We start from the raw sequence: 20,603 nt of genomic DNA, 5'->3' as shown, positions 1-20,603 counted from the left end.
CCAGGGTATCCGATAGCTATTTCCAATCGGATGTCCTGCCTGACCTGGATGAACATCGTGTAGTCTAGGTTTCACAAAGGGTTACAGACGGCGCCTGCAGACATGTAGGTAATGTAGTAAGTTAAGCCGGTGATTATCATGCGAGGCACGGCTGCGCCTAAGGCCTGCCTCAGAGGGTAGCTAATTGAACGACATGGCAAAGAATCTGATCCTGTGGTTGATCATCGCCGCGGTCCTGGTGACCGTGATGAACAACTTCTCCAGCCCGAACGAGCCGCAGACCCTCAACTATTCCGACTTCATTCAGCAGGTCAAGGATGGCAAGGTCGAGCGTGTGACGGTCGACGGTGCAGTCATCATTGGTAAGCGTACCGACGGCGACAGCTTCAAGACCGTGCGTCCCGCGATCGCCGACAACGGCCTGATCGGCGACCTGGTCGACAACCACGTCGTGGTCGAAGGCAAGCAGCCTGAACAACAAAGCATCTGGACCCAGTTGCTGGTCGCCAGCTTCCCGATCCTGGTCATCATCGCCGTGTTCATGTTCTTCATGCGCCAGATGCAGGGCGGTGCCGGTGGCAAGGGTGGGCCGATGAGTTTCGGCAAGAGCAAGGCGCGCCTGCTCTCCGAAGACCAGGTCAAGACCACCCTGGCCGACGTCGCAGGTTGCGATGAAGCCAAGGAAGAGGTTGGCGAGCTGGTCGAGTTCCTGCGTGATCCAGGCAAGTTCCAGCGCCTGGGCGGTCGTATTCCGCGCGGCGTGCTGATGGTCGGCCCGCCCGGTACCGGTAAGACCCTGCTGGCCAAGGCCATTGCGGGTGAGGCCAAGGTGCCGTTCTTCACCATTTCCGGTTCCGACTTCGTTGAAATGTTCGTGGGTGTCGGTGCCAGCCGTGTACGTGACATGTTCGAGCAGGCCAAGAAGCACGCACCGTGCATCATCTTCATCGACGAAATCGACGCCGTCGGTCGCCACCGTGGCGCCGGCATGGGCGGTGGTCATGACGAGCGCGAGCAGACCCTCAACCAGTTGCTGGTGGAGATGGATGGCTTCGAAATGAACGACGGCATCATCGTGATCGCCGCTACCAACCGTCCGGACGTGCTTGACCCTGCGTTGCTGCGTCCAGGCCGTTTCGACCGCCAAGTGGTCGTGGGCCTGCCCGACATCCGTGGTCGCGAGCAGATTCTCAAGGTGCACATGCGCAAGACGCCGATCGGCGACAACGTGAACCCTGCCGTGATCGCCCGTGGTACGCCCGGCTTCTCCGGTGCCGACCTGGCCAACCTGGTCAACGAGGCGTCGCTGTTCGCTGCGCGCGGCGGCAAGCGTGTGGTCGAGATGAAGGAGTTCGAGCTGGCCAAGGACAAGATCATGATGGGCGCCGAGCGCAAGTCGATGGTCATGTCCGAGAAAGAGAAGCAGAACACCGCTTACCACGAGGCGGGTCATGCCATCGTCGGTCGCGTGGTGCCCGAGCACGACCCGGTGTACAAGGTCTCGATCATTCCGCGCGGTCGCGCCTTGGGCGTCACGATGTTCCTGCCGGAAGAGGACCGCTACAGCCTGTCCAAGCGTGCGCTGATCAGTCAGATCTGCTCGTTGTACGGTGGTCGTATCGCTGAGGAAATGACCCTTGGCTTCGATGGCGTTACCACGGGTGCCTCCAACGACATCATGCGAGCCAGCCAGATCGCTCGCAACATGGTCACCAAGTGGGGCTTGTCGGAAAAACTCGGTCCGCTGATGTACGCCGAAGAAGAAGGCGAGGTGTTCCTGGGCCGCAGTGCCGGTTCCCAGCACGCCAGCGTTTCGGGCGAGACGGCCAAGTTGATCGACTCCGAGGTGCGCAGCATCATCGACCAGTGCTATGCCACTGCCAAGCAGATTCTCACCGAAAACCGTGACAAGCTCGATGCCATGGCCGATGCGCTGATGAAGTACGAGACCATCGATGCCGACCAGATCGACGACATCATGGCCGGTCGCGAGCCGCGTGAGCCACGTGACTGGGAAGGTGGTTCGGGCACTTCGGGCACCTCTGCCACGCAAGGTGATCGCCCCGAGTCCCCGATCGGTGGTCCGGCGGCGCAGCTCTAAGGGTTGACATGACTTCAAAGCAGTACCCAACCCGGTTGCCTTGCGGCAACCGGGTTCTCGACCTTTCCCGTACCCATGTGATGGGTATCCTCAACATAACCCCTGATTCCTTCTCGGACGGCGGTCGTTTCACCCAGCGTGATGCGGCCTTGCGCCATGCCGAAGCGATGGTGGCGGCCGGTGCTACGCTTGTCGATGTCGGCGGGGAGTCCACCCGGCCAGGTGCACGCGTGGTCACTGCTCTCGAAGAGCTCGAGCGGGTTGCACCCATTGTCGAAGCGATCAGTCGCGAGCTGGATGTCATCATCTCGGTCGATACCTCGACGCCGTCGGTGATCCGCGAGACTGCCCGCCTGGGCGCGGGGCTGATCAACGATGTGCGCTCGCTGACCCGCGATGGCGCCCTGGATGCCGCTGCAGCCACCGGTTTGCCGGTCTGCCTTATGCACATGCGCGGCGAGCCCGGCGACATGCAGAACAACCCGCACTACGACGATGTAACCGTCGAGGTGGCGATGTTTCTCGAGCAGCGCATGGCAGCCTGTGCTTCGGTGGGTATCGGCGCCGAAAAGATTGTGCTCGATCCGGGCTTTGGTTTTGCCAAGACGCTTGCGCACAACCTCAGCCTGTTCAAGCATATGCAGGACCTTTATCGCCTGGGCCGTCCCCTCCTGGTGGGCGTTTCGCGCAAGAGCATGATCGGCCTGGCGCTGGAGCGTCCGGTCGGTGAGCGGCTTTATGGCAGCCTGGCGCTTGCTGCGCTGGCGATGACCCGGGGTGCGAGCATCCTGCGGGTTCATGATGTTGCCGAGACCGTCGACGTGGTACGGATGATTGCAGCGGTTGAAGCCGCCGAATAAGAGTGACGGAGCATTTCACGATGAGCAGAAAATATTTTGGTACCGACGGCATTCGTGGCCGTGTCGGCGAATACCCGATCACGCCGGATTTCATGCTCAAGCTCGGTTGGGCCGCTGGCATGGCCTTTCGCAAGCTCGGCGCCTGCCGGGTGCTCGTAGGCAAGGACACGCGTATCTCCGGCTACATGTTCGAGTCGGCCCTTGAGGCCGGTCTGTCGGCGGCGGGCGCAGATGTGCTGCTGCTCGGCCCGATGCCGACGCCGGCCATCGCCTACCTGACCCGCACCTTCCATGCCGAAGCCGGGATCGTCATCAGTGCGTCGCACAATCCGCATGACGACAACGGCATCAAGTTCTTCTCCGGTCAGGGCACCAAGCTGCCCGACGATGTAGAGCAGATGATCGAGGAGTTGCTCGACAAGCCCATGACCGTGGTCGAGTCGAGCAAGCTGGGCAAGGTGTCGCGCATCAACGACGCGGCCGGCCGCTACATCGAATTCTGCAAAAGCAGCGTGCCGACCAGTACCGATTTCGCCGGCCTCAAGCTGGTGGTCGACTGCGCCCACGGCGCCACGTACAAGGTGGCCCCCAGCGTGTTTCGCGAGCTCGGCGCCGATGTCACGGTGCTGGCTGCGCAGCCGGATGGCCTCAACATCAACGAGAACTGCGGTTCGACCCATATCGAGTCGCTTCAGGCGGCGGTGCTGGTAGGGCATGCCGACCTGGGGATCGCGTTCGACGGTGACGGTGACCGGGTGCTGATGGTCGACCATACCGGCGCGATCGTCGATGGTGACGAATTGCTGTTCATCATTGCCCGTGACCTCCAGGAGCGTGGCAAGCTCAATGGTGGCGTTGTGGGTACGCTGATGAGCAACCTGGGCCTCGAACTGGCCTTGCAGGAGCTCTCGATACCGTTTGTGCGTGCCAAGGTGGGTGACCGCTATGTGATGGCCGAACTGCTGGAGCGCGACTGGAACATCGGCGGCGAGAACTCCGGGCACGTGGTGTGCTTCAGTCATACCACCACAGGGGATGCGATCATCGCTGCCCTGCAGGTGCTGATGGCGCTCAAGCGTCGCGGTGAAACCCTGGCTCAGGCCCGTCAGGCGCTGCGCAAATGCCCGCAGGTGCTGATCAATGTTCGCTTTGGCGAGAGCAAGGTAGACCCTGTCGAGCACCCGGCGGTCAAGCAGGCCTGCGAGCGGGTCACCGAGGCCATGGCGGGTCGTGGTCGCGTGCTGCTACGCAAGTCCGGCACAGAGCCACTGGTGCGTGTGATGGTCGAAGGTGATGACGAAAGTCAGGTGCGCGGCTATGCCGAGGAACTGGCAAAGCTGGTAACTGAAGTTTGCGCCTGATTAGCGCTTGCCAGTGGTGATCGGGTTGGGTAACATCTGCGCCCACTTTGACCGACGAGGTACAGCATGCGTCGCCCTATGGTAGCTGGTAACTGGAAGATGCACGGTACCCGCGCCAGCGTCGCTGAGCTGATCAAGGGCTTGAGCAATCTAGCCCTGCCGAGCGGTGTTGAAGTCGCGGTGTTCCCGCCCTGCCTGTACATCAATCAAGCGATTGAAGGGTTGCAGGGCAAGTCGATAGCCGTGGGTGCTCAGGATTCTGCGGTAGAGCCCCAGCAAGGCGCGCTGACCGGTGAGGTTGCTCCGAGTCAGCTGGTCGATGCGGGATGTGAGCTGGTGCTGATCGGGCACTCGGAGCGTCGCCAGATACTGGGCGAAAGCGACGAAGTACTGAATCGCAAGTTCGCTGCGGCTCAGGCTTGCGGATTGAAGCCTGTGCTCTGTGTGGGGGAAACCCTGGAGGAGCGCGAAGCTGGCAAGACGCTTGAGGTTGTAGGGCGTCAGTTGAGCAGCATCATCGAAGCATTCGGTGTTGAGGCCTTCGCCAGTGCAATCATTGCCTATGAGCCTGTATGGGCCATCGGCACCGGCCTCACGGCCAGCCCGCAACAGGCTCAGGATGTGCACAAGGCCATTCGCGAGCAACTGGCGGCAAAGAATTCAGAGGTCGCGATGAATGTGCGGCTTCTATACGGCGGCAGCGTGAAGGCGGCCAATGCGGCTGAGCTGTTCGGCATGCCGGATATCGATGGGGGGCTCATTGGTGGAGCTTCCCTGAACGCAGACGAATTCGGTGCAATTTGTCGCGCCGCAGGAAACTGAAAAATGCTGGAAACAGTCGTAGTAGTTTTTCATCTGTTGGGCGCACTGGGTTTGGTAGTGCTGGTGTTGCTGCAACAGGGTAAAGGTGCGGAAGCAGGTGCATCTTTCGGCGCAGGGGCTTCAAATACTGTGTTCGGAAGCCAAGGTTCTGCTACCTTTCTTAGTAAGTTTACTGCTATACTTGCCGCCAGTTTCTTCATAACCGCCCTAGGGTTAGGTTACTTTGCTAAAGAGAAAGCTCATCAGCTGACTCAGGTAGGGCTTCCAGATCCAGCGGTACTTGAAGTGAAGCAGCAAAAACCGGCAACAGATGATGTACCGGTGCTCCAGGAGCAACAGGCACCCGCCAGCAACACCGGCGATGTACCTCCAGCTCAAGAGCAGAAGTAACGGGTTTCAAAGTAGTATTGCCGAGGTGGTGGAATTGGTAGACACGCAACCTTGAGGTGGTTGTGCCCATAGGGTGTAGGGGTTCGAGTCCCCTTCTCGGTACCAATTGAAACAAGACAGCCCGCTACAGCGGGCTTTCTTGTAGGTGGAGGTTAGATTGACCCCTCGCGGGGTTCGGTCGTATACTTTCGCCCCAGCTTTGACGCGGGGTGGAGCAGTCTGGTAGCTCGTCGGGCTCATAACCCGAAGGTCGTTGGTTCAAATCCAGCCCCCGCAACCAGTTTCAGCAGAGCCCCTTTTCAGGGGCTTTTTGTTAGCTGATCAGTTCTCAGCGCCGGTATTCACCCGGCGTATCAGGGATGGGCGCTTCGCCCATTTTTTATTTGCATAGCATGCACAAGGGGGTTCAGGTGTCGAGCAAGCTAGAAGAGTTGCAGGCCTTGTTGGCCCCGGTGGTCGTGGCCCTAGGCTATGAATGCTGGGGTATCGAGTTTTCGGCTCAAGGCCGCCACTCAATGTTGCGCGTTTATATCGACAAAGAAGGCGGTGTGCTGGTGGATGACTGCGCCATCGTCAGCCGTCAGATCAGCGGCATTCTGGATGTCGAAGATCCCATTTCCGTTGAATACACCCTTGAAGTTTCCTCTCCTGGCATGGAACGCCCGCTGTTCACACTGGAACAGTTTGCAAAGTATGTCGGTGAGCAGGTGAAGATTAAACTGCGCTCGCCTTTCGAAGGTCGACGTAATTTTCAGGGCCTTCTGCGCGGTGTGGAAGAGCAGGATGTCGTGGTGCAGGTAGATGACCACGAATTCCTTCTGCCGATCGACATGATCGACAAGGCCAACATTATTCCCAGTTTTGACTGAGACATGCCGGGTCCGATAGTTCGTGCGGACCCAATGGCTTGCGAAAGGCGAGGCGTACGATGAGCAAAGAAGTACTGCTGGTTGTTGAGTCGGTATCCAATGAAAAGGGTGTACCGGCAGACGTGATTTTCGAAGCATTGGAAGTGGCCCTGGCCACTGCTACCAAGAAGCGCTTCGAAGATGAAGTCGACCTGCGTGTGGAGATCAACCGCCACACCGGTAACTACGAGACCTTCCGTCGCTGGACGGTGGTCGAGGAAGAGGATCTTGACGATCCTGCGATCGAAACCTGGCCAAGCAAGATTCAGGAAACCCATCCTGAAGCCAAGGTTGGCGATGTCATCGAAGAGAAGATCGAGTCCATCGAGTTCGGCCGCATCGCTGCACAGACCGCCAAGCAGGTCATCGTGCAGAAGGTCCGCGAAGCCGAGCGCGCACAGGTGGTCGATGCCTATCGCGAGCGTCTGGGCGAAATCATCTCGGGTACCGTCAAGAAGGTTACCCGTGACAACGTGATCGTCGACCTGGGCAACAACGCCGAAGCGCTGCTGGCCCGTGAAGACATCATCTCCCGCGAGACTTTCCGTGTCGGTGTGCGTGTACGTGCACTGCTCAAGGAAATCCGCACCGAAAACCGCGGCCCGCAGCTGATCCTGTCGCGTACCGCGCCCCAGATGCTGATCGAACTGTTCCGCATCGAAGTGCCGGAAATCGCCGAGGGCCTTATCGAGGTCATGGCGGCTTCCCGTGACCCGGGTTCTCGCGCCAAGATCGCTGTCCGCTCCAAGGACAAGCGCATCGACCCGCAAGGCGCCTGCATCGGTATGCGCGGTTCGCGCGTACAGGCAGTGTCTGGCGAGTTGGGCGGCGAGCGAGTGGATATCGTCCTGTGGGACGACAACCCGGCCCAGTTTGTCATCAACGCCATGTCGCCGGCAGAAGTCGCGGCGATCATCGTTGATGAAGATGCCCACGCGATGGACATCGCTGTAGCCGCGGACAACCTGGCGCAAGCCATTGGCCGTGGTGGTCAGAACGTACGTCTGGCCAGCCAGTTGACCGGCTGGACCCTGAACGTGATGACCGAGTCGGACATCCAGGCCAAGCAACAAGCTGAAACCGGCGACATTCTGCGTAACTTCATCGAAGAGCTGGAAGTCGACGAAGAGCTGGCGCAGGTTCTCGTTGACGAAGGTTTCACCAGCCTGGAAGAAATTGCCTACGTACCGCTGGAAGAAATGCTCAACATCGATGGCTTCGACGAGGAGATCGTCAACGAACTCCGCGCGCGTGCCAAGGACCGCCTGTTGACCAAAGCCATCGCTACTGAGGAAAAACTGGCAGACGCCCATCCGGCCGAAGACCTGCTCTCGCTTGAGGGTATGGACAAGGATCTGGCGGCGGAACTGGCGGTGCGCGGCGTGGTTACCCGCGAAGACCTGGCCGAGCAGTCGATTGATGACCTGCTCGACATCGACGGCATCGACGAAGAACGTGCCGGCAAGTTGATCATGGCCGCCCGAGCCCACTGGTTCGAGTAAGTAGGCTGGCCTGAGGAGAGAAGTGCATGACGCAAGTCACGGTGAAAGAATTGGCCCAAGAGGTCGCTGCACCGGTAGAGCGCCTGCTGCAGCAGATGCGTGAGGCAGGTCTGCCGCACACCGACGCCGGTCAGGTAGTGACCGACAGTGAGAAGCAGGCTCTGCTGACCCACTTGAAAAGCAGCCACAAGGCGAAGGTGGAAGAGCCGCGCAAGATTACCTTGCAGCGCAAGACCACCAGCACCCTGCGTGTTGCTGGTAGCAAGAGCATCAGCGTAGAAGTACGCAAGAAGAAAGTTTTCGTACAGCGCAGCCCCGAAGAAATCCAGGCTGAGCAGAATCGCGAGCTGGAAGAACGTCGTGCCGCCGAAAACGCAGCACGCGAAAAGTCTGAAGCTGAAGCGCGTAAACGTGCCGAAGAATCCGCCAGCCGTCAGCCGGCCAGCGCACCTGCGCCAGCCGCTGCAGCACCGGCCGTGACAGCTGCGCCTGCAGCTGCCGAGCCGGTTGCAGCTCCGGCCCCGGGTGTCGAGCGCAAGAAAGCCGAAGACGCCCGTCGCAACGACAAGTCGCGTGACGACGACCGCCGTGGTGGCGAGCGCCGCAACGAGGCCCCGCGCGTATCGGTCAAGGTCAAGGAAAAGGAAAAGGCGCCAGCTCCACGTGCCGCCCCACGTACCACCGAAGAGGAAAGCGACAGCTTCCGCCGTGGTGGCCGTGGCAAGGGCAAGATGAAGAAGCGCAATGCCCACGGCTTCCAGAGCCCGACCGGTCCGGTTATCCGCGACGTGGCCATTGGCGAGACCATCACTGTTTCCGAGCTGGCACAGCAGATGTCGGTCAAGGCCGCTGAAGTCGTCAAGTTCATGTTCAAGATGGGTACTCCGGTCACCATCAACCAGGTGCTCGATCAGGAAACTGCTCAGCTGATCGCCGAAGAGCTGGGCCACAAGGTCACGCTGGTCAGCGACAACGCGCTGGAAGATTCCCTGGCCGAGTCCCTGAAGTTCGAAGGCGAGTCGTTCTCCCGTGCGCCGGTCGTGACCGTAATGGGCCACGTTGACCACGGTAAGACTTCCCTGCTCGACTACATCCGTCGTGCCAAGGTAGCTGCCGGCGAAGCCGGTGGTATCACCCAGCACATCGGTGCGTACCACGTGGAAACCGACCGTGGCATGGTCACCTTCCTCGACACCCCGGGTCACGCCGCGTTTACCGCAATGCGTGCCCGTGGTGCCAAGGCGACCGACATCGTGATCCTGGTGGTCGCGGCGGACGACGGCGTGATGCCGCAAACCCGTGAAGCGGTACAGCACGCCAAGGCGGCAGGTGTTCCACTGGTCGTTGCAGTGAACAAGATCGACAAGCCAGGTGCAGACCTGGACCGCATCCGCAACGAACTGGCCGTCGAAGGCGTGACCTCCGAGGACTGGGGTGGCGACACGCCATTCGTCAAGGTTTCGGCCAAGATGGGTACCGGCGTCGACGAACTGCTCGAAGCCGTTCTGCTGCAAGCCGAGATCCTCGAGCTCAAGGCCACCCCATCGGCCCCTGGCCGTGGTGTCGTGGTCGAGTCGCGCCTGGACAAGGGCCGTGGCCCGGTGGCTACCGTGCTGGTTCAGGACGGTACCCTGCGTCAGGGCGACATGGTGCTGTGCGGTTCGAACTACGGCCGTGTACGGGCCATGCTCGACGAGAACGGCAAGCCTGTTAAGGAAGCCGGCCCGTCGATCCCGGTCGAGATTCTTGGCCTGGATGGCACCCCGGATGCCGGTGACGAACTGAGCGTGGTTGCCGACGAGAAGAAAGCCCGTGAAGTGGCTCTGTTCCGTCAAGGCAAGTTCCGCGAAGTCAAACTGGCACGTGCCCACGCTGGCAAGCTCGAGAACATCTTCGAGAACATGGGCCAGGAAGAGAAGAAAACCCTCAACATCGTACTCAAGTCCGATGTGCGTGGTTCTCTGGAGGCCCTGCAGGGCTCCCTCAGCGGTCTTGGCAACGACGAAGTACAGGTTCGCGTGATCGGCGGCGGTGTCGGTGGTATCACCGAGAGCGACGCCAACCTGGCCCTGGCTTCCAATGCAGTACTGTTCGGCTTCAACGTGCGTGCCGATGCCGGCGCGCGCAAGATCGTCGAGCAGGAAGGTCTGGATATGCGTTACTACAACGTGATCTACGACATCATTGAAGACGTCAAGAAAGCCCTGACCGGCATGCTCGGCAGCGATGTTCGCGAGAACATCCTGGGTATCGCCGAAGTGCGTGACGTGTTCCGTTCGCCGAAGTTCGGCGCCATCGCCGGCTGCATGGTCACCGAGGGTGTGGTTTACCGCAACCGTCCGATTCGCGTACTGCGCGACGACGTGGTGATCTTCGAAGGCGAACTGGAGTCGCTGCGTCGCTTCAAGGACGATGCGTCCGAAGTACGTGCCGGCATGGAGTGCGGTATTGGCGTCAAGAGCTACAACGACGTCAAGGTCGGCGACAAGATCGAAGTCTTCGAGAAAGTCCAAGTGGCTCGCACGCTCTAAGCCGCGAGCTTGGGAGCCGCAGACCGCCCGCCGCAAGGCGCAGGTCGGCGGCTCTGAACGCAACGCCCGGTCAGGCCCAAGCCTGGCCGGGCGTTTGCCGCTTTAGTTACAGGTAGCAAAACATGGCAAAAGAATACAGCCGTACCCAACGTATCGGCGATCAGATGCAGCGCGAACTGGCGCAACTGATCCGTCGCGAAGTCAAAGATCCGCGCGTCGGCCTGGTGACCATCACCGCCGTCGACGTCAGCCGCGATGTCGGCCACGCCAAGGTGTTCATCACCGTGATGGGCGAGGACAGCGCAGAAGACATCAAGCAAAGCCTCAAGGTGCTCAACAGCGCCGCCGGTTTCCTGCGCATGCAACTGGGCAAGGAAATGAAGCTGCGCAGCGTGCCGCAACTGCACTTCCACTACGACGAGAGCGTGACCCGCGGTGCCCATCTGTCGGCACTGATCGAGCGCGCGGTCGCCGAGGACAGCCAGCACAAGTCCGACGATACCCCCCTGGACACCAAGGAGTAAGCGGTGGCTCAGGTCAAGCGTATCCGTCGTAACGTCAGCGGCATCATCCTGCTCGACAAGCCGTTGGGGTTCACCTCCAATGCTGCCCTGCAGAAGGTGCGCTGGCTGCTCAACGCCGAGAAGGCCGGACATACCGGCAGCCTCGACCCGCTGGCCAGTGGCGTGCTGCCGCTGTGCTTCGGCGAGGCGACCAAGTTCTCGCAATACCTGCTCGAGTCCGACAAGGGCTACGAGACGGTGATGCAACTGGGGCAGACCACCAACACGGGCGACGCCGAAGGCGAAATTCTGCAAACCCGCGAAGTGACCGTTGGTCGCAGCGACGTTGAAGCCGTACTGCCACAGTTTCGTGGTCCAATCAGCCAGATACCGCCGATGTACTCGGCGCTCAAGCGCGATGGCCAGCCGCTGTACAAGCTGGCACGTGCAGGCGAAGTAGTGGAGCGTGAAGCGCGTTCTGTTACTATTAACCGCTTGGAGCTGCTCGAGTGCGAAGGCACCCGGGTACGCCTCTCGGTAGGCTGCAGCAAGGGCACCTACATCCGTACGCTGGTAGAGGACATCGGTGAGCAGCTGGGCTGCGGCGCCTATGTTGCAGAACTGCGCCGTACGCATGCAGGCCCCTTCGAGCTGGCCCAGACCGTCACCCTCGAAGAGCTCGAGCAGGTGCACGCCGAAGGTGGCAACGAAGCGGTCGACCGCTTCCTGATGCCATCGGACAGCGGGTTGCAGGACTGGCCGTTGCTGCACTTCTCCGAGCACAGCGCGTTCTACTGGCTGCATGGTCAGCCGGTACGTGCACCGGATGCGCCGAAGTTTGGCATGGTCCGCGTGCAGGATCACAACGGTCGTTTCATCGGTATCGGTGAAGTGAGCGAAGACGGGCGCATTGCGCCACGTCGACTGATTCGGTCGGAATGATCGAAACCTTCAGTGTCGGGTTCAGGCCCGGCACTGGCGGGCAAGAGGATGGCTGTCAATAGGCACGGTCACGCCTCACTTTTAAATACAGGGATCTGTCCCTGGCCTATTGGAAACCGTGCGTACGGTTTCCCTTGATATTGGAGAAGCCAGATGGCACTCAGCGTTGAAGAAAAAGCAAAGATCGTTGGCGAATACCAGCAAGCAGCCGGTGACACCGGTAGCCCGGAAGTGCAGGTTGCCCTGCTGACCGCCAACATCAACAAGCTGCAAGGCCACTTCAAGGCCAACGGTAAAGACCACCACTCCCGTCGTGGTCTGATCCGCATGGTAAACCAGCGTCGCAAGCTGCTGGACTACCTGAAAGGTAAAGACACCACTCGTTACAGCGCCCTGATCGGTCGTCTGGGCCTGCGTCGCTAATAGCGGCCTGGTCAGTGGTGTGCACGGCGTGCTGCTGTCATCCGCCGAGGGCTTCGGCCCCCGCGCGGGTGAGCACGCCGCGCGTATCTATGAGGTTGGCTGTCTGCCTCGCCCGCGCGGTTTACCGCAAGGGCAGGGCAGGCTCCCAACCTCTAGTTTTATCTGGACTGCCAACAGGGCCGATTCCCTGTGCTGCCCAAGAATTCGCAAGAACCAGTTCCCCCAGAGCCACTGAAGAAGGTAGGAAACCGTGAACCCGGTAATCAAGAAATTCCAGTTCGGTCAATCGACCGTTACCCTCGAGACGGGCCGTATTGCTCGTCAAGCGTCCGGCGCCGTATTGGTCACCGTCGACAACGATGTCACCGTGCTGGTGACCGTGGTCGGTGCCAAACAGGCCGATCCAGGCAAAGGCTTCTTCCCCCTGTCCGTTCACTATCAGGAAAAGACCTACGCCGCCGGCAAGATCCCTGGTGGTTTCTTCAAGCGTGAAGGTCGTCCTTCCGAGAAAGAGACCCTGACCTCGCGTCTGATCGACCGTCCGATCCGTCCGCTGTTCCCTGAAGGCTTCATGAACGAAGTGCAGGTTGTCTGCACCGTCGTTTCCACCAGCAAGAAAACCGATCCGGACATCGCTGCCATGATCGGTACCTCGGCTGCGCTGGCCATCTCCGGCATTCCGTTCGAAGGCCCTATCGGCGCCGCCCGTGTCGCTTTCCACGAAAGCACCGGCTACCTGCTGAACCCGACCTACGAGCAACTGGCTGCCTCGAGCCTGGACATGGTCGTTGCCGGTACCTCCGACGCCGTGCTGATGGTCGAATCGGAAGCCAAGGAGCTGACCGAAGACCAGATGCTGGGCGCCGTGCTGTTCGCCCACGACGAATTCCAGGCCGTGATCCAGGCTGTCAAGGAGCTGGCTGCCGAAGCCGCCAAGCCTACCTGGGACTGGACTGCCAAGGCCGAGAACACCCCGCTGCTGAGCGCCATTCGTGGCGAATTCGGTGCCGCGGTGTCCGATGCCTACACCATCACCGTCAAGGCCGACCGTTACGCTCGCCTGGGCGAGCTGCGCGAGCAGGTCATCGCCAAGTTCTCCGGCGAAGAAGGCCAGCCGACTGCCGCTGAAGTCAAAGAGATCTTCGGTGAAATCGAATACCGCACCGTTCGCGAAAACATCGTCAACGGCAAGCCACGTATCGATGGTCGCGACACCAAGACCGTGCGCCCGCTGAACATCGAAGTCGGCGTGCTGCCGAAAACCCACGGTTCGGCCCTGTTCACCCGTGGCGAAACCCAGGCCCTGGTCGTTGCGACCCTGGGTACTGCGCGTGACGCACAGCTGCTGGACACCCTGGAAGGCGAGCGCAAAGACCCCTTCATGCTGCACTACAACTTCCCGCCGTTCTCGGTGGGCGAGTGTGGCCGCATGGGCGGTGCTGGTCGTCGCGAAATCGGTCACGGCCGTCTGGCCCGTCGTTCGGTCCAGGCCATGCTGCCGGCCGCCGACGTGTTCCCGTACACCATCCGCGTGGTGTCGGAGATCACCGAATCCAACGGTTCGAGCTCGATGGCTTCGGTCTGTGGCGCTTCCCTGGCCCTGATGGACGCTGGTGTACCGATGAAGGCGCCGGTAGCCGGTATCGCCATGGGTCTGGTCAAAGAGGGCGAGAAGTTCGCCATCCTGACCGACATCCTGGGTGATGAAGACCACCTGGGCGACATGGACTTCAAGGTAGCCGGTACCGCCAAGGGTGTGACCGCGCTGCAGATGGACATCAAGATCAACGGCATCACCGAAGAGATCATGGAAATCGCCCTGGGCCAGGCCCTGGAAGCGCGCCTGAACATCCTCGGCCAGATGAACCAGATCATTGGCCAGTCGCGTACCGAGCTGTCGGAAAACGCACCGACCATGATCGCGATGAAGATCGACACCGACAAGATTCGCGACGTCATCGGCAAGGGCGGCGCAACCATCCGTGCCATCTGCGAAGAAACCAAGGCGTCGATCGATATCGAAGACGACGGTTCGATCAAGATCTTCGGCGAAACCAAGGATGCTGCAGAAGCTGCGCGCCAGCGCGTTCTGAGCATCACTGCCGAAGCCGAGATCGGCAAGATCTACGTCGGCAAGGTCGAGCGCATCGTCGACTTCGGTGCATTCGTCAACATCCTGCCGGGCAAGGACGGTCTGGTTCACATCTCCATGCTGAGCGATGCTCGCGTCGAGAAAGTGACCGACATCCTGAAAGAAGGCCAGGAAGTCGAAGTACTGGTACTGGACGTGGACAACCGCGGCCGTATCAAGCTGTCGATCAAGGACGTTGCCGCCGCCAAGGCGTCGGGCGTCTGATGCAGCAGCAGGGCAGGTAACTGCCCGGTAGTGCCAATGCCCCGTATCGCAGGATACGGGGCATTTTTTTTGCTTTCAGCCGGCAGCGCCGGCAAAGCGCCTGCGCCCCAGGTTGGTGATGATCAGGCTCAGCGAGTCGGCGTTGGCCAGGATCAGGTCGGTGCGTACCTGCGGATCGCTGTAGAACGCAGTGCGTGCAGCTGCCAGGGTGTTTGTCTTGCTTAGCCGAAAGATCGCGGGCAGGGCTCGTCCATCCTTTTTCCTGATATCTCTCCAGGTCTGGCTCGAGGTGTCGAAGGTTCTGAACAGCGCCTGGGCGGGGGTGTTGATCGAGAGCCCGTTCTGTTTGTAGCCAAGGATCGTCTGATAGGCGATACGCCCGCCCCGCGTGTGCTGGCTGATCTGGTCCGGGAAGGGGGCCGCGGCTTCCACGTAGGCGATATCCACGGTTCGAAGTACCTGGTGTGACAGCTCGTGCATCAGCGTCGTTGCTTGCTGGTGGGCGAGCAGCTCGATGGCCGGTGGCGTTGCGTAAATCGAAACGTCCCATGGCAGGGTGAACACGCGCTCGGTGAGAAAGATCCGCTTGCCGGGGTCGTTGTGGTAGGTGAAACCGTAGGTATCGCGCTGATCGGGCATGTTCATGCCCACCACGAGGCGTTTGGAGGTGACCGTGTCCATCGAGGCCGACAACAGCTCGTCCAGTATCCGCTGGGTATAGTCACGCAGCAGGCGTACTGTCTGGTCTGAGGGAGGGTGGTCGAACACGTTTTGCAAGATGCTCAGTGTTTCGGGCGGCAGGGGCGCCTGGGGCGAAGACAGGTTGAGGTTCTTCAGGCAGGTGTCCAGATAGTGGCGGCTCAAGGCATGGGCACGCAGTAGCATCTGGTACTTGGTCGGCTGGAGCGCGGCAATGTTCTTCATTCCCGAAGCCAGCGTGGTGTAGCGCAGGGATATGTCTTCGTCGGCCAGGGCCGTTTCGAAACTGCTGTAGGCCGCACCGCCGCCACGCAAGCCTTCCTGCAGATCAACCTGCCACTGATTTCCCGTTCTTTGCAGCGTGGGCCCGAGTCGGCCCTGCTTGATGATCTGCCACTGCTGTGCTGGCTTGGCCACTTCATAGACGTGGCCCGCGATCACGCAGTAGAAACGCTCGGTACCCGGGGCGAAATAAAGCCCCAGGGTGGTGTTGCGGACCATGTCCTTGAGTTGCACGTTCTGCGCCTGCAGGTCACTCAGCCGGTTGGGTACCAGGGGGTTGAGCAGTACCTCGTTCCAGGCAGGGTCCAGTTCCAGTGCAGGCGTGACGGGTGAAGGCTCGTCAGGGGTCTTCCTGCTCACGCTCGAGCCACCTGGGCGCATCATGACCAGGCCACTCAGGGCGGTGACGAACTCCGCAAGCGATTCGCCCCAGTTGTGCTGCAAAGCGGCGTTACCGGATGCCTGCAACCACTGGACACTCTGTAGCGAGCTGAGCATGGCTGCCAGCTTTCCAGGCAGGAAAAACGAACTCTGCTCGATGGCAAGGCCCATTACATAGCGCAGCACATTCCAGTATTCCTCGGCGGTAGTTACCGTGCGTGCCTTGGTCAGTGCCCGCAGGAATGCCACGTTCTCGGTGAACAGGTAGTCAAGGGCATTGCCTTCGATCTCGCTGCGCACCAGTTGAACCGCACCGGGGGTGGGCGAGAAATCGAACAGGTCCGATGAGGACCAGAACAGGTGGGGGTGAAGAAAGCCGTTGTGGTCGTATCGCGACTGCACCGTGTCGGGAAGCCGGTTCAGAATATCTCGTTGCAGCTCTGGGTCCGAGAGGATGGCACTGCGCAGTGCGCCCTGGTCCTTGAACTCGAGCAACATCTTGTGTGGCCGGTAGGCGCAGTACAACACCAGGGGCCCGTCCTTTTCGCCCTGCGGTCCGATCACATACATGCCCCTCACGGTATCGGGGGCGAACCCTTGCTCGGCCCGTAGCTGCAATTGGCACAGGGTGATCTTCCTGCCCTCGACCAGGTCGCGGGCGAGGGCATCCGGCTTGGCCAGCACATGGGAAAAGTAGTAAAGCGCCTTGGCCGATAGTTTGTTGTCCAGAAAATGCTGATACCCCTCTTCCATCAGGTAGGCGGTGGATACCAGCGTGTAGCGATGACGGCGTTCGAGGTAGTCGGGATCCTGCGGGGTGAACTTCTTCTCGAGCAGGGCACGGTATGCACTGGCCACGTCGAGCCGGTCGATCATGTTGCGGATGGTGGCCGCTTCCAGCGCTTCAGGTGCCATGCCTGGTCGCGTGACGCTGACCTTCATGCTTGTCGCTGTGCCGGTCAACCGGCTGTGGGTCAGGGCGTACTCGCTCAGTGTCTTGGTGGTGGTGGCCAGGTCCGAGGAAATCGGCGAGGGCGTCTGGCCGGGCATTACCGGGTTGGGGGTGAAGTGCGTGAAGGTGACGGTAATCAGGTCGGGATCGTCCGGTGCGCTCGGGTAATCCTGGGCGAGCCCTGCCTTGAGCTGCTGATTGGCGAAGTCGTTGAGCGTTGGGATCGAGAACAGGTAGTTGAACTTGGGGTTGCTGACACGGGCGCAGGCCTGCACCAGTTGCGCGTAGTTTTTCATTTGCTGCGGTGTCGCGTTGCATAGCCATGCCGGTAGAAGGGTGCGCAAATACTGACCCTCGAGACTGTCGCGTACCCGCTGCAAGGCCCCTTCGAACGGGTGCCTGGCGGCCTGGTTATCGATGAAGCGTTGCAGCAATGATGTGCCGAGCCTGCTGCGCAGGGCATAACCCAGGTAGTAACGCCGGGTTGCAGCACGAAAGCGTGCCGCACTGTGTTCAACAAACGCGAACAGCTCGCTTTGTTCGATGAGGCGTACGCTGGGCTGACTGGCACCTGGAAGCTGCGCCAGGGTGTGCCAGTTGCGCAGGTCTTCGGCGTTCACCAGGCTCAGCCACTGATGAAGCTTCTCCGGATCGTCGAATGCGCCGGTCATTTCAGAGCGCAAGGCTGCTTCGCTGCTGAATTGACTCAGTGGCTCCAGCGGTGACCAGAGCAACAGGCTGTCATTGTCGGCCGTTGCCCGCTGCAGCACGAATGCATCGGCCAGTGGCAGCAGCCCGGCCTTGCCGGGTACCGACAAGCTCAGGCTGTGCAGGCGAATGGCACTGTGCCCCGGCCGGTCCAATGCTTGCTGCAGCAGGTCGAGCAGCGCGTCATCGATCACGCCGTTCTCGCGGGCTTGCTCCAGTTCGATGCGCAGCAGCGCTTCGTACAAGCTGCGCATGCTCGTGAGCGGGGACACCACACTGTCCTTCAGGCGCAACCGACCCGTGTCGAACGCCTCGAGTTGTTCAAGGTAGGTCGAGGCAAAGCCCGCTTTAAGGGTGTCGATCTGTTGCCGGATCACGGGTGCCGACGGCCACGACAGTGGCAAGCCTTGCCGGTCCTGCACCTGCACCTGCACCTGATCCTGCGGCGCGTGCTGGTTGCCTGTTTCGCCCAGCTGTTCGAGAAACCTGTCGACCACCGTGCCAGTTTTTTCTGCCCATTTGAGCTGGATGTCCAAGGGGTGCAACTGGCCGTCGCTGATGGCGTCGAGGCTGGGGGCAAGCATGTCCAGAACACAGGACTGCACCTTCGGCTGGGCGGTGGCCAGGGATTGAAACAGCTGATGCAGTGCCCTGGCACGGGTGAGGCGCTCCACCAGCGTAACGCTCTGGCTGGGTGGCACGGGCAGCCTCATGGCGACTGCTGGCTGTGCATCGGGCAGCCATCGACCGTTGACCCCGAGGTGGGTCAGGCGCCTGTCCACCAGCGCGCGCATGTCCAGTGCATCTTCGACCCCGGCCATGGCCGTGCTGCTCTGGGCACCGGGGAAGCGTAGTGCGTGGGCAAGACGCCGGTTGACCAGTGCGATCAGCGCATCAGCAAGTGCGAGGAACATCGGTTGGCCGACCTCGACCAGCCTGACCACAGGCGTCGCGCTGGTTTGCAACTGCTCCCAGTCATCGCGGCTGATCGAGGCGGGGCAAGCAGGTTGTGTGAGCAGGGCCTGGCAATGCCGTTCAAGGGCGGCCTGATCGGCGAAGTGTTGAAACCCGGTTCGTGTGCTGAACAGGAACACACCCTTGCTGGTATCGGTCGGTTGCTGCAGGGCCAGGCTGTCGGCCAGCAGCACCGTCCTACCCATGTCCTGAGCCGCTGGCACCAACGCCAGGCTACACACCCGCAAGGCGCCCAGGTCGGGGATCAGCGCTTCACGCAGCCATTGCAGCTGAGGGGTGTCGATGCGTTGTTCATTGGCCGCTCGCAACAGCGTACGACAGTAGTTGTCGGCAAGGCCAAGAGCCAGGGCTTCGCGGTTATCGCTGCCCACGTCGTTGTCGACACTGCTCCAATAGCTTTGCAGGGCCTGTGCAAAGGCCCCCGGAACGGCCTTGGCAGTGCTGGCAAGGGCCTGCTCGCAGGCGAGCGGGTCGGGCGTGTCGTGCGTTGCGGTGCCATCGCGTACGAAGCGGCGCTTCAGGTCGATGCCCAGTGGCTGGCCGCTGAACGCGTCCAGTGCAACATCGGCCAGGGCCTGCGTGCGCACCACGCTGGCGTTACTGGCAATGACCTGGACCCGTTGCTGCGCGATGTCGTCGACGCCCTCCAGCAGCGTCGAGAAGGCTGTGCTCAAGCAACTGTCGAGAACACCGGCCAGGGTGGGCAGTTTGGCCAGCCCGCTGGATTGCCCCCGCAGCAGATCGATTTGCTGTTGCATCAGGTGGTGTGACCACCGGGTGAACACGGCATCGCTCAGGTTCACGAACTGCAGCGGTTCGCTCGGCACGCCCAGGTGAGTCAGCTGGGCCTGCAGGGCACTTTCAAGTTGTTGCAGCGTGTTGAAGCCTTGTACGCCATGCAATGGGCTGTACAGGTAGGTCGCCTCAAGCAGTGGGTCGCGCTGATGAATGACCAGGCAATTGGCAGACAGTGGCTGCAGGTTGCCTGTCACCTCCACCCGCATGCTCGCCGGCAGGGACGTTTGATCGGCCAGGCGGCGCAGCCACCGCGCTTCGATGATGCTCAGGCTCAGGTCGCGCTGTGCGGTCTCCAGCGCGGTGTTGAAGCCTGCGCGCAAGGTGCCGGGCTCAAAGTAGGGCATCACGATCATGGCGTTTCCTGCAGCGGGGGACCCGGTTCATCCGGCTCACGACGCCTGCCACGTTAGAGGGTGCCCTGTTGCAGGCAGTGGTACATATTGCAACGCCCGTTGGATTCCCGGGCATGGGTGCGGCGGTATTTTGTGAACATGCAACTTGCACGCGCATCCATCGCAAAGCATGCAATGTGCACGATGGGCTATTTTTTGGTGATTTTTAAGCTGTTGATTTTTAAAGGTTTTATTTTTTATTCGGGTTGGCACAGCTTCTGCACTATCCCTGTTACCTGCTGCCAGGAATGACGGCGCAGACCTTTCGAAAAACAGGAGTGTCTCGTATGAAGAAGTTCGCTATTGCTGCTACTGCCACCGCGCTGACCCTGACCATGGCTAACGCCGCCTTTGCAGCCCAACCTGCATCGCAAGCACCGATGATGCTGGCTGCTGGTGAAATGACCAAGGCCAAAGAAGAAACTTCCGATACCTGGATCACCACCAAGGTCAAAGCCGACCTGGTCACCGAGAAAGGCATTCCGGGTACCGACATCAAGGTCGAAACCAACAAAGGTGTGGTTTCCCTGTCCTCGACCACCGCGATCACCGAAGCGCAGAAAACCACTGCGGTGAACATCGCCAAGAAAATCAAGGGCGTGAAAGCCGTTTCGGCTGATGGCCTGAAAGCTGAGTAAGCGTTTCGCTCGCTGATCCTGACGGTTCATGCGAAAGGCCACACGGAGGTGGCCAACCCTAAAGCCCCGGCGCAGTCAG

General features: G+C 60.7%; 14 protein-coding genes and 2 tRNA genes. 15 read left to right on the top strand and 1 reads right to left on the bottom strand.

What is annotated here, in order from left to right; genetic code table 11:
* Positions 1-193: 193 nt before the first annotated feature.
* The 14 genes from ftsH to pnp all read left to right on the top strand — a co-directional run bounded on the left by ftsH (position 194) and on the right by pnp (position 14,699).
* The gene (gene ftsH, locus LOY33_RS22020; RefSeq protein WP_043863825.1) at positions 194-2,101 is read left to right on the top strand and encodes an ATP-dependent zinc metalloprotease FtsH; all 1,908 of its coding nucleotides are present in this window, start codon (positions 194-196) and stop codon (positions 2,099-2,101) included.
* A gap of 8 nt (positions 2,102-2,109) precedes the next feature.
* On the top strand, positions 2,110-2,961 hold the full coding sequence (folP, locus tag LOY33_RS22015) for a dihydropteroate synthase (RefSeq protein WP_258660083.1): 852 nt from the start codon (positions 2,110-2,112) through the stop codon (positions 2,959-2,961).
* Positions 2,962-2,981: 20 nt separating this feature from the next.
* Entirely contained in the window at positions 2,982-4,322 is a 1,341-nt protein-coding gene (glmM, locus tag LOY33_RS22010; protein ID WP_054916542.1) for a phosphoglucosamine mutase, read from the top strand.
* A 66-nt stretch (positions 4,323-4,388) separates the two neighbouring features.
* A complete protein-coding gene (gene tpiA / locus LOY33_RS22005; protein ID WP_058540554.1) occupies positions 4,389-5,144 on the top strand; it encodes a triose-phosphate isomerase in 756 nt (251 codons plus the stop codon).
* 3 nt (positions 5,145-5,147) lie between these two features.
* A complete protein-coding gene (gene secG / locus LOY33_RS22000) occupies positions 5,148-5,534 on the top strand; it encodes a preprotein translocase subunit SecG (protein WP_078481335.1) in 387 nt (128 codons plus the stop codon).
* Between the two features lie 19 nt (positions 5,535-5,553).
* Positions 5,554-5,639 (top strand) — tRNA-Leu (locus LOY33_RS21995).
* Positions 5,640-5,737: 98 nt separating this feature from the next.
* Positions 5,738-5,814, top strand: a tRNA-Met gene (locus LOY33_RS21990).
* Positions 5,815-5,944: 130 nt separating this feature from the next.
* Positions 5,945-6,403, top strand: coding sequence for a ribosome maturation factor RimP (rimP, locus tag LOY33_RS21985; RefSeq protein WP_043863937.1), 459 nt, complete (start codon positions 5,945-5,947; stop codon positions 6,401-6,403).
* A 59-nt stretch (positions 6,404-6,462) separates the two neighbouring features.
* The gene (nusA, locus tag LOY33_RS21980) at positions 6,463-7,944 is read left to right on the top strand and encodes a transcription termination factor NusA (RefSeq protein ID WP_043863821.1); all 1,482 of its coding nucleotides are present in this window, start codon (positions 6,463-6,465) and stop codon (positions 7,942-7,944) included.
* A 26-nt stretch (positions 7,945-7,970) separates the two neighbouring features.
* Positions 7,971-10,475, top strand: a complete 2,505-nt coding sequence (gene infB, locus LOY33_RS21975) for a translation initiation factor IF-2 (RefSeq protein WP_054916541.1) — start codon at positions 7,971-7,973, stop codon at positions 10,473-10,475.
* A 122-nt stretch (positions 10,476-10,597) separates the two neighbouring features.
* Entirely contained in the window at positions 10,598-10,999 is a 402-nt protein-coding gene (rbfA, locus tag LOY33_RS21970) for a 30S ribosome-binding factor RbfA (protein WP_043863819.1), read from the top strand.
* Between the two features lie 3 nt (positions 11,000-11,002).
* Complete coding sequence (truB, locus tag LOY33_RS21965) at positions 11,003-11,920, top strand: tRNA pseudouridine(55) synthase TruB (protein WP_043863818.1); 918 nt, start codon at positions 11,003-11,005, stop codon at positions 11,918-11,920.
* 153 nt (positions 11,921-12,073) lie between these two features.
* Positions 12,074-12,343: a 30S ribosomal protein S15 gene (rpsO, locus tag LOY33_RS21960; protein WP_010222985.1), complete on the top strand. Its 270-nt coding sequence runs from the start codon at positions 12,074-12,076 to the stop codon at positions 12,341-12,343.
* Between the two features lie 250 nt (positions 12,344-12,593).
* The gene (gene pnp, locus LOY33_RS21955; protein WP_043863817.1) at positions 12,594-14,699 is read left to right on the top strand and encodes a polyribonucleotide nucleotidyltransferase; all 2,106 of its coding nucleotides are present in this window, start codon (positions 12,594-12,596) and stop codon (positions 14,697-14,699) included.
* 75 nt (positions 14,700-14,774) lie between these two features.
* Here pnp and LOY33_RS21950 read toward each other — a convergent pair whose 3' ends face one another.
* Positions 14,775-19,847 (bottom strand): hypothetical protein, encoded by a 5,073-nt coding sequence (locus LOY33_RS21950; RefSeq protein ID WP_258660079.1) that lies wholly within the window; start codon positions 19,845-19,847, stop codon positions 14,775-14,777.
* A 326-nt stretch (positions 19,848-20,173) separates the two neighbouring features.
* Here LOY33_RS21950 and LOY33_RS21945 point away from each other — a divergent pair, with 326 nt between their 5' ends.
* Positions 20,174-20,524, top strand: coding sequence for a BON domain-containing protein (locus tag LOY33_RS21945; RefSeq protein WP_258660078.1), 351 nt, complete (start codon positions 20,174-20,176; stop codon positions 20,522-20,524).
* Positions 20,525-20,603 lie beyond the last annotated feature (79 nt).

The organism is Pseudomonas sp. B21-036, assembly GCF_024748925.1.
Taxonomy (GTDB): domain Bacteria; phylum Pseudomonadota; class Gammaproteobacteria; order Pseudomonadales; family Pseudomonadaceae; genus Aquipseudomonas; species Aquipseudomonas palmensis.
Note: the sequence above shows the minus strand (reverse complement) of the source record. Positions and strands in the feature narration are given on the sequence as shown.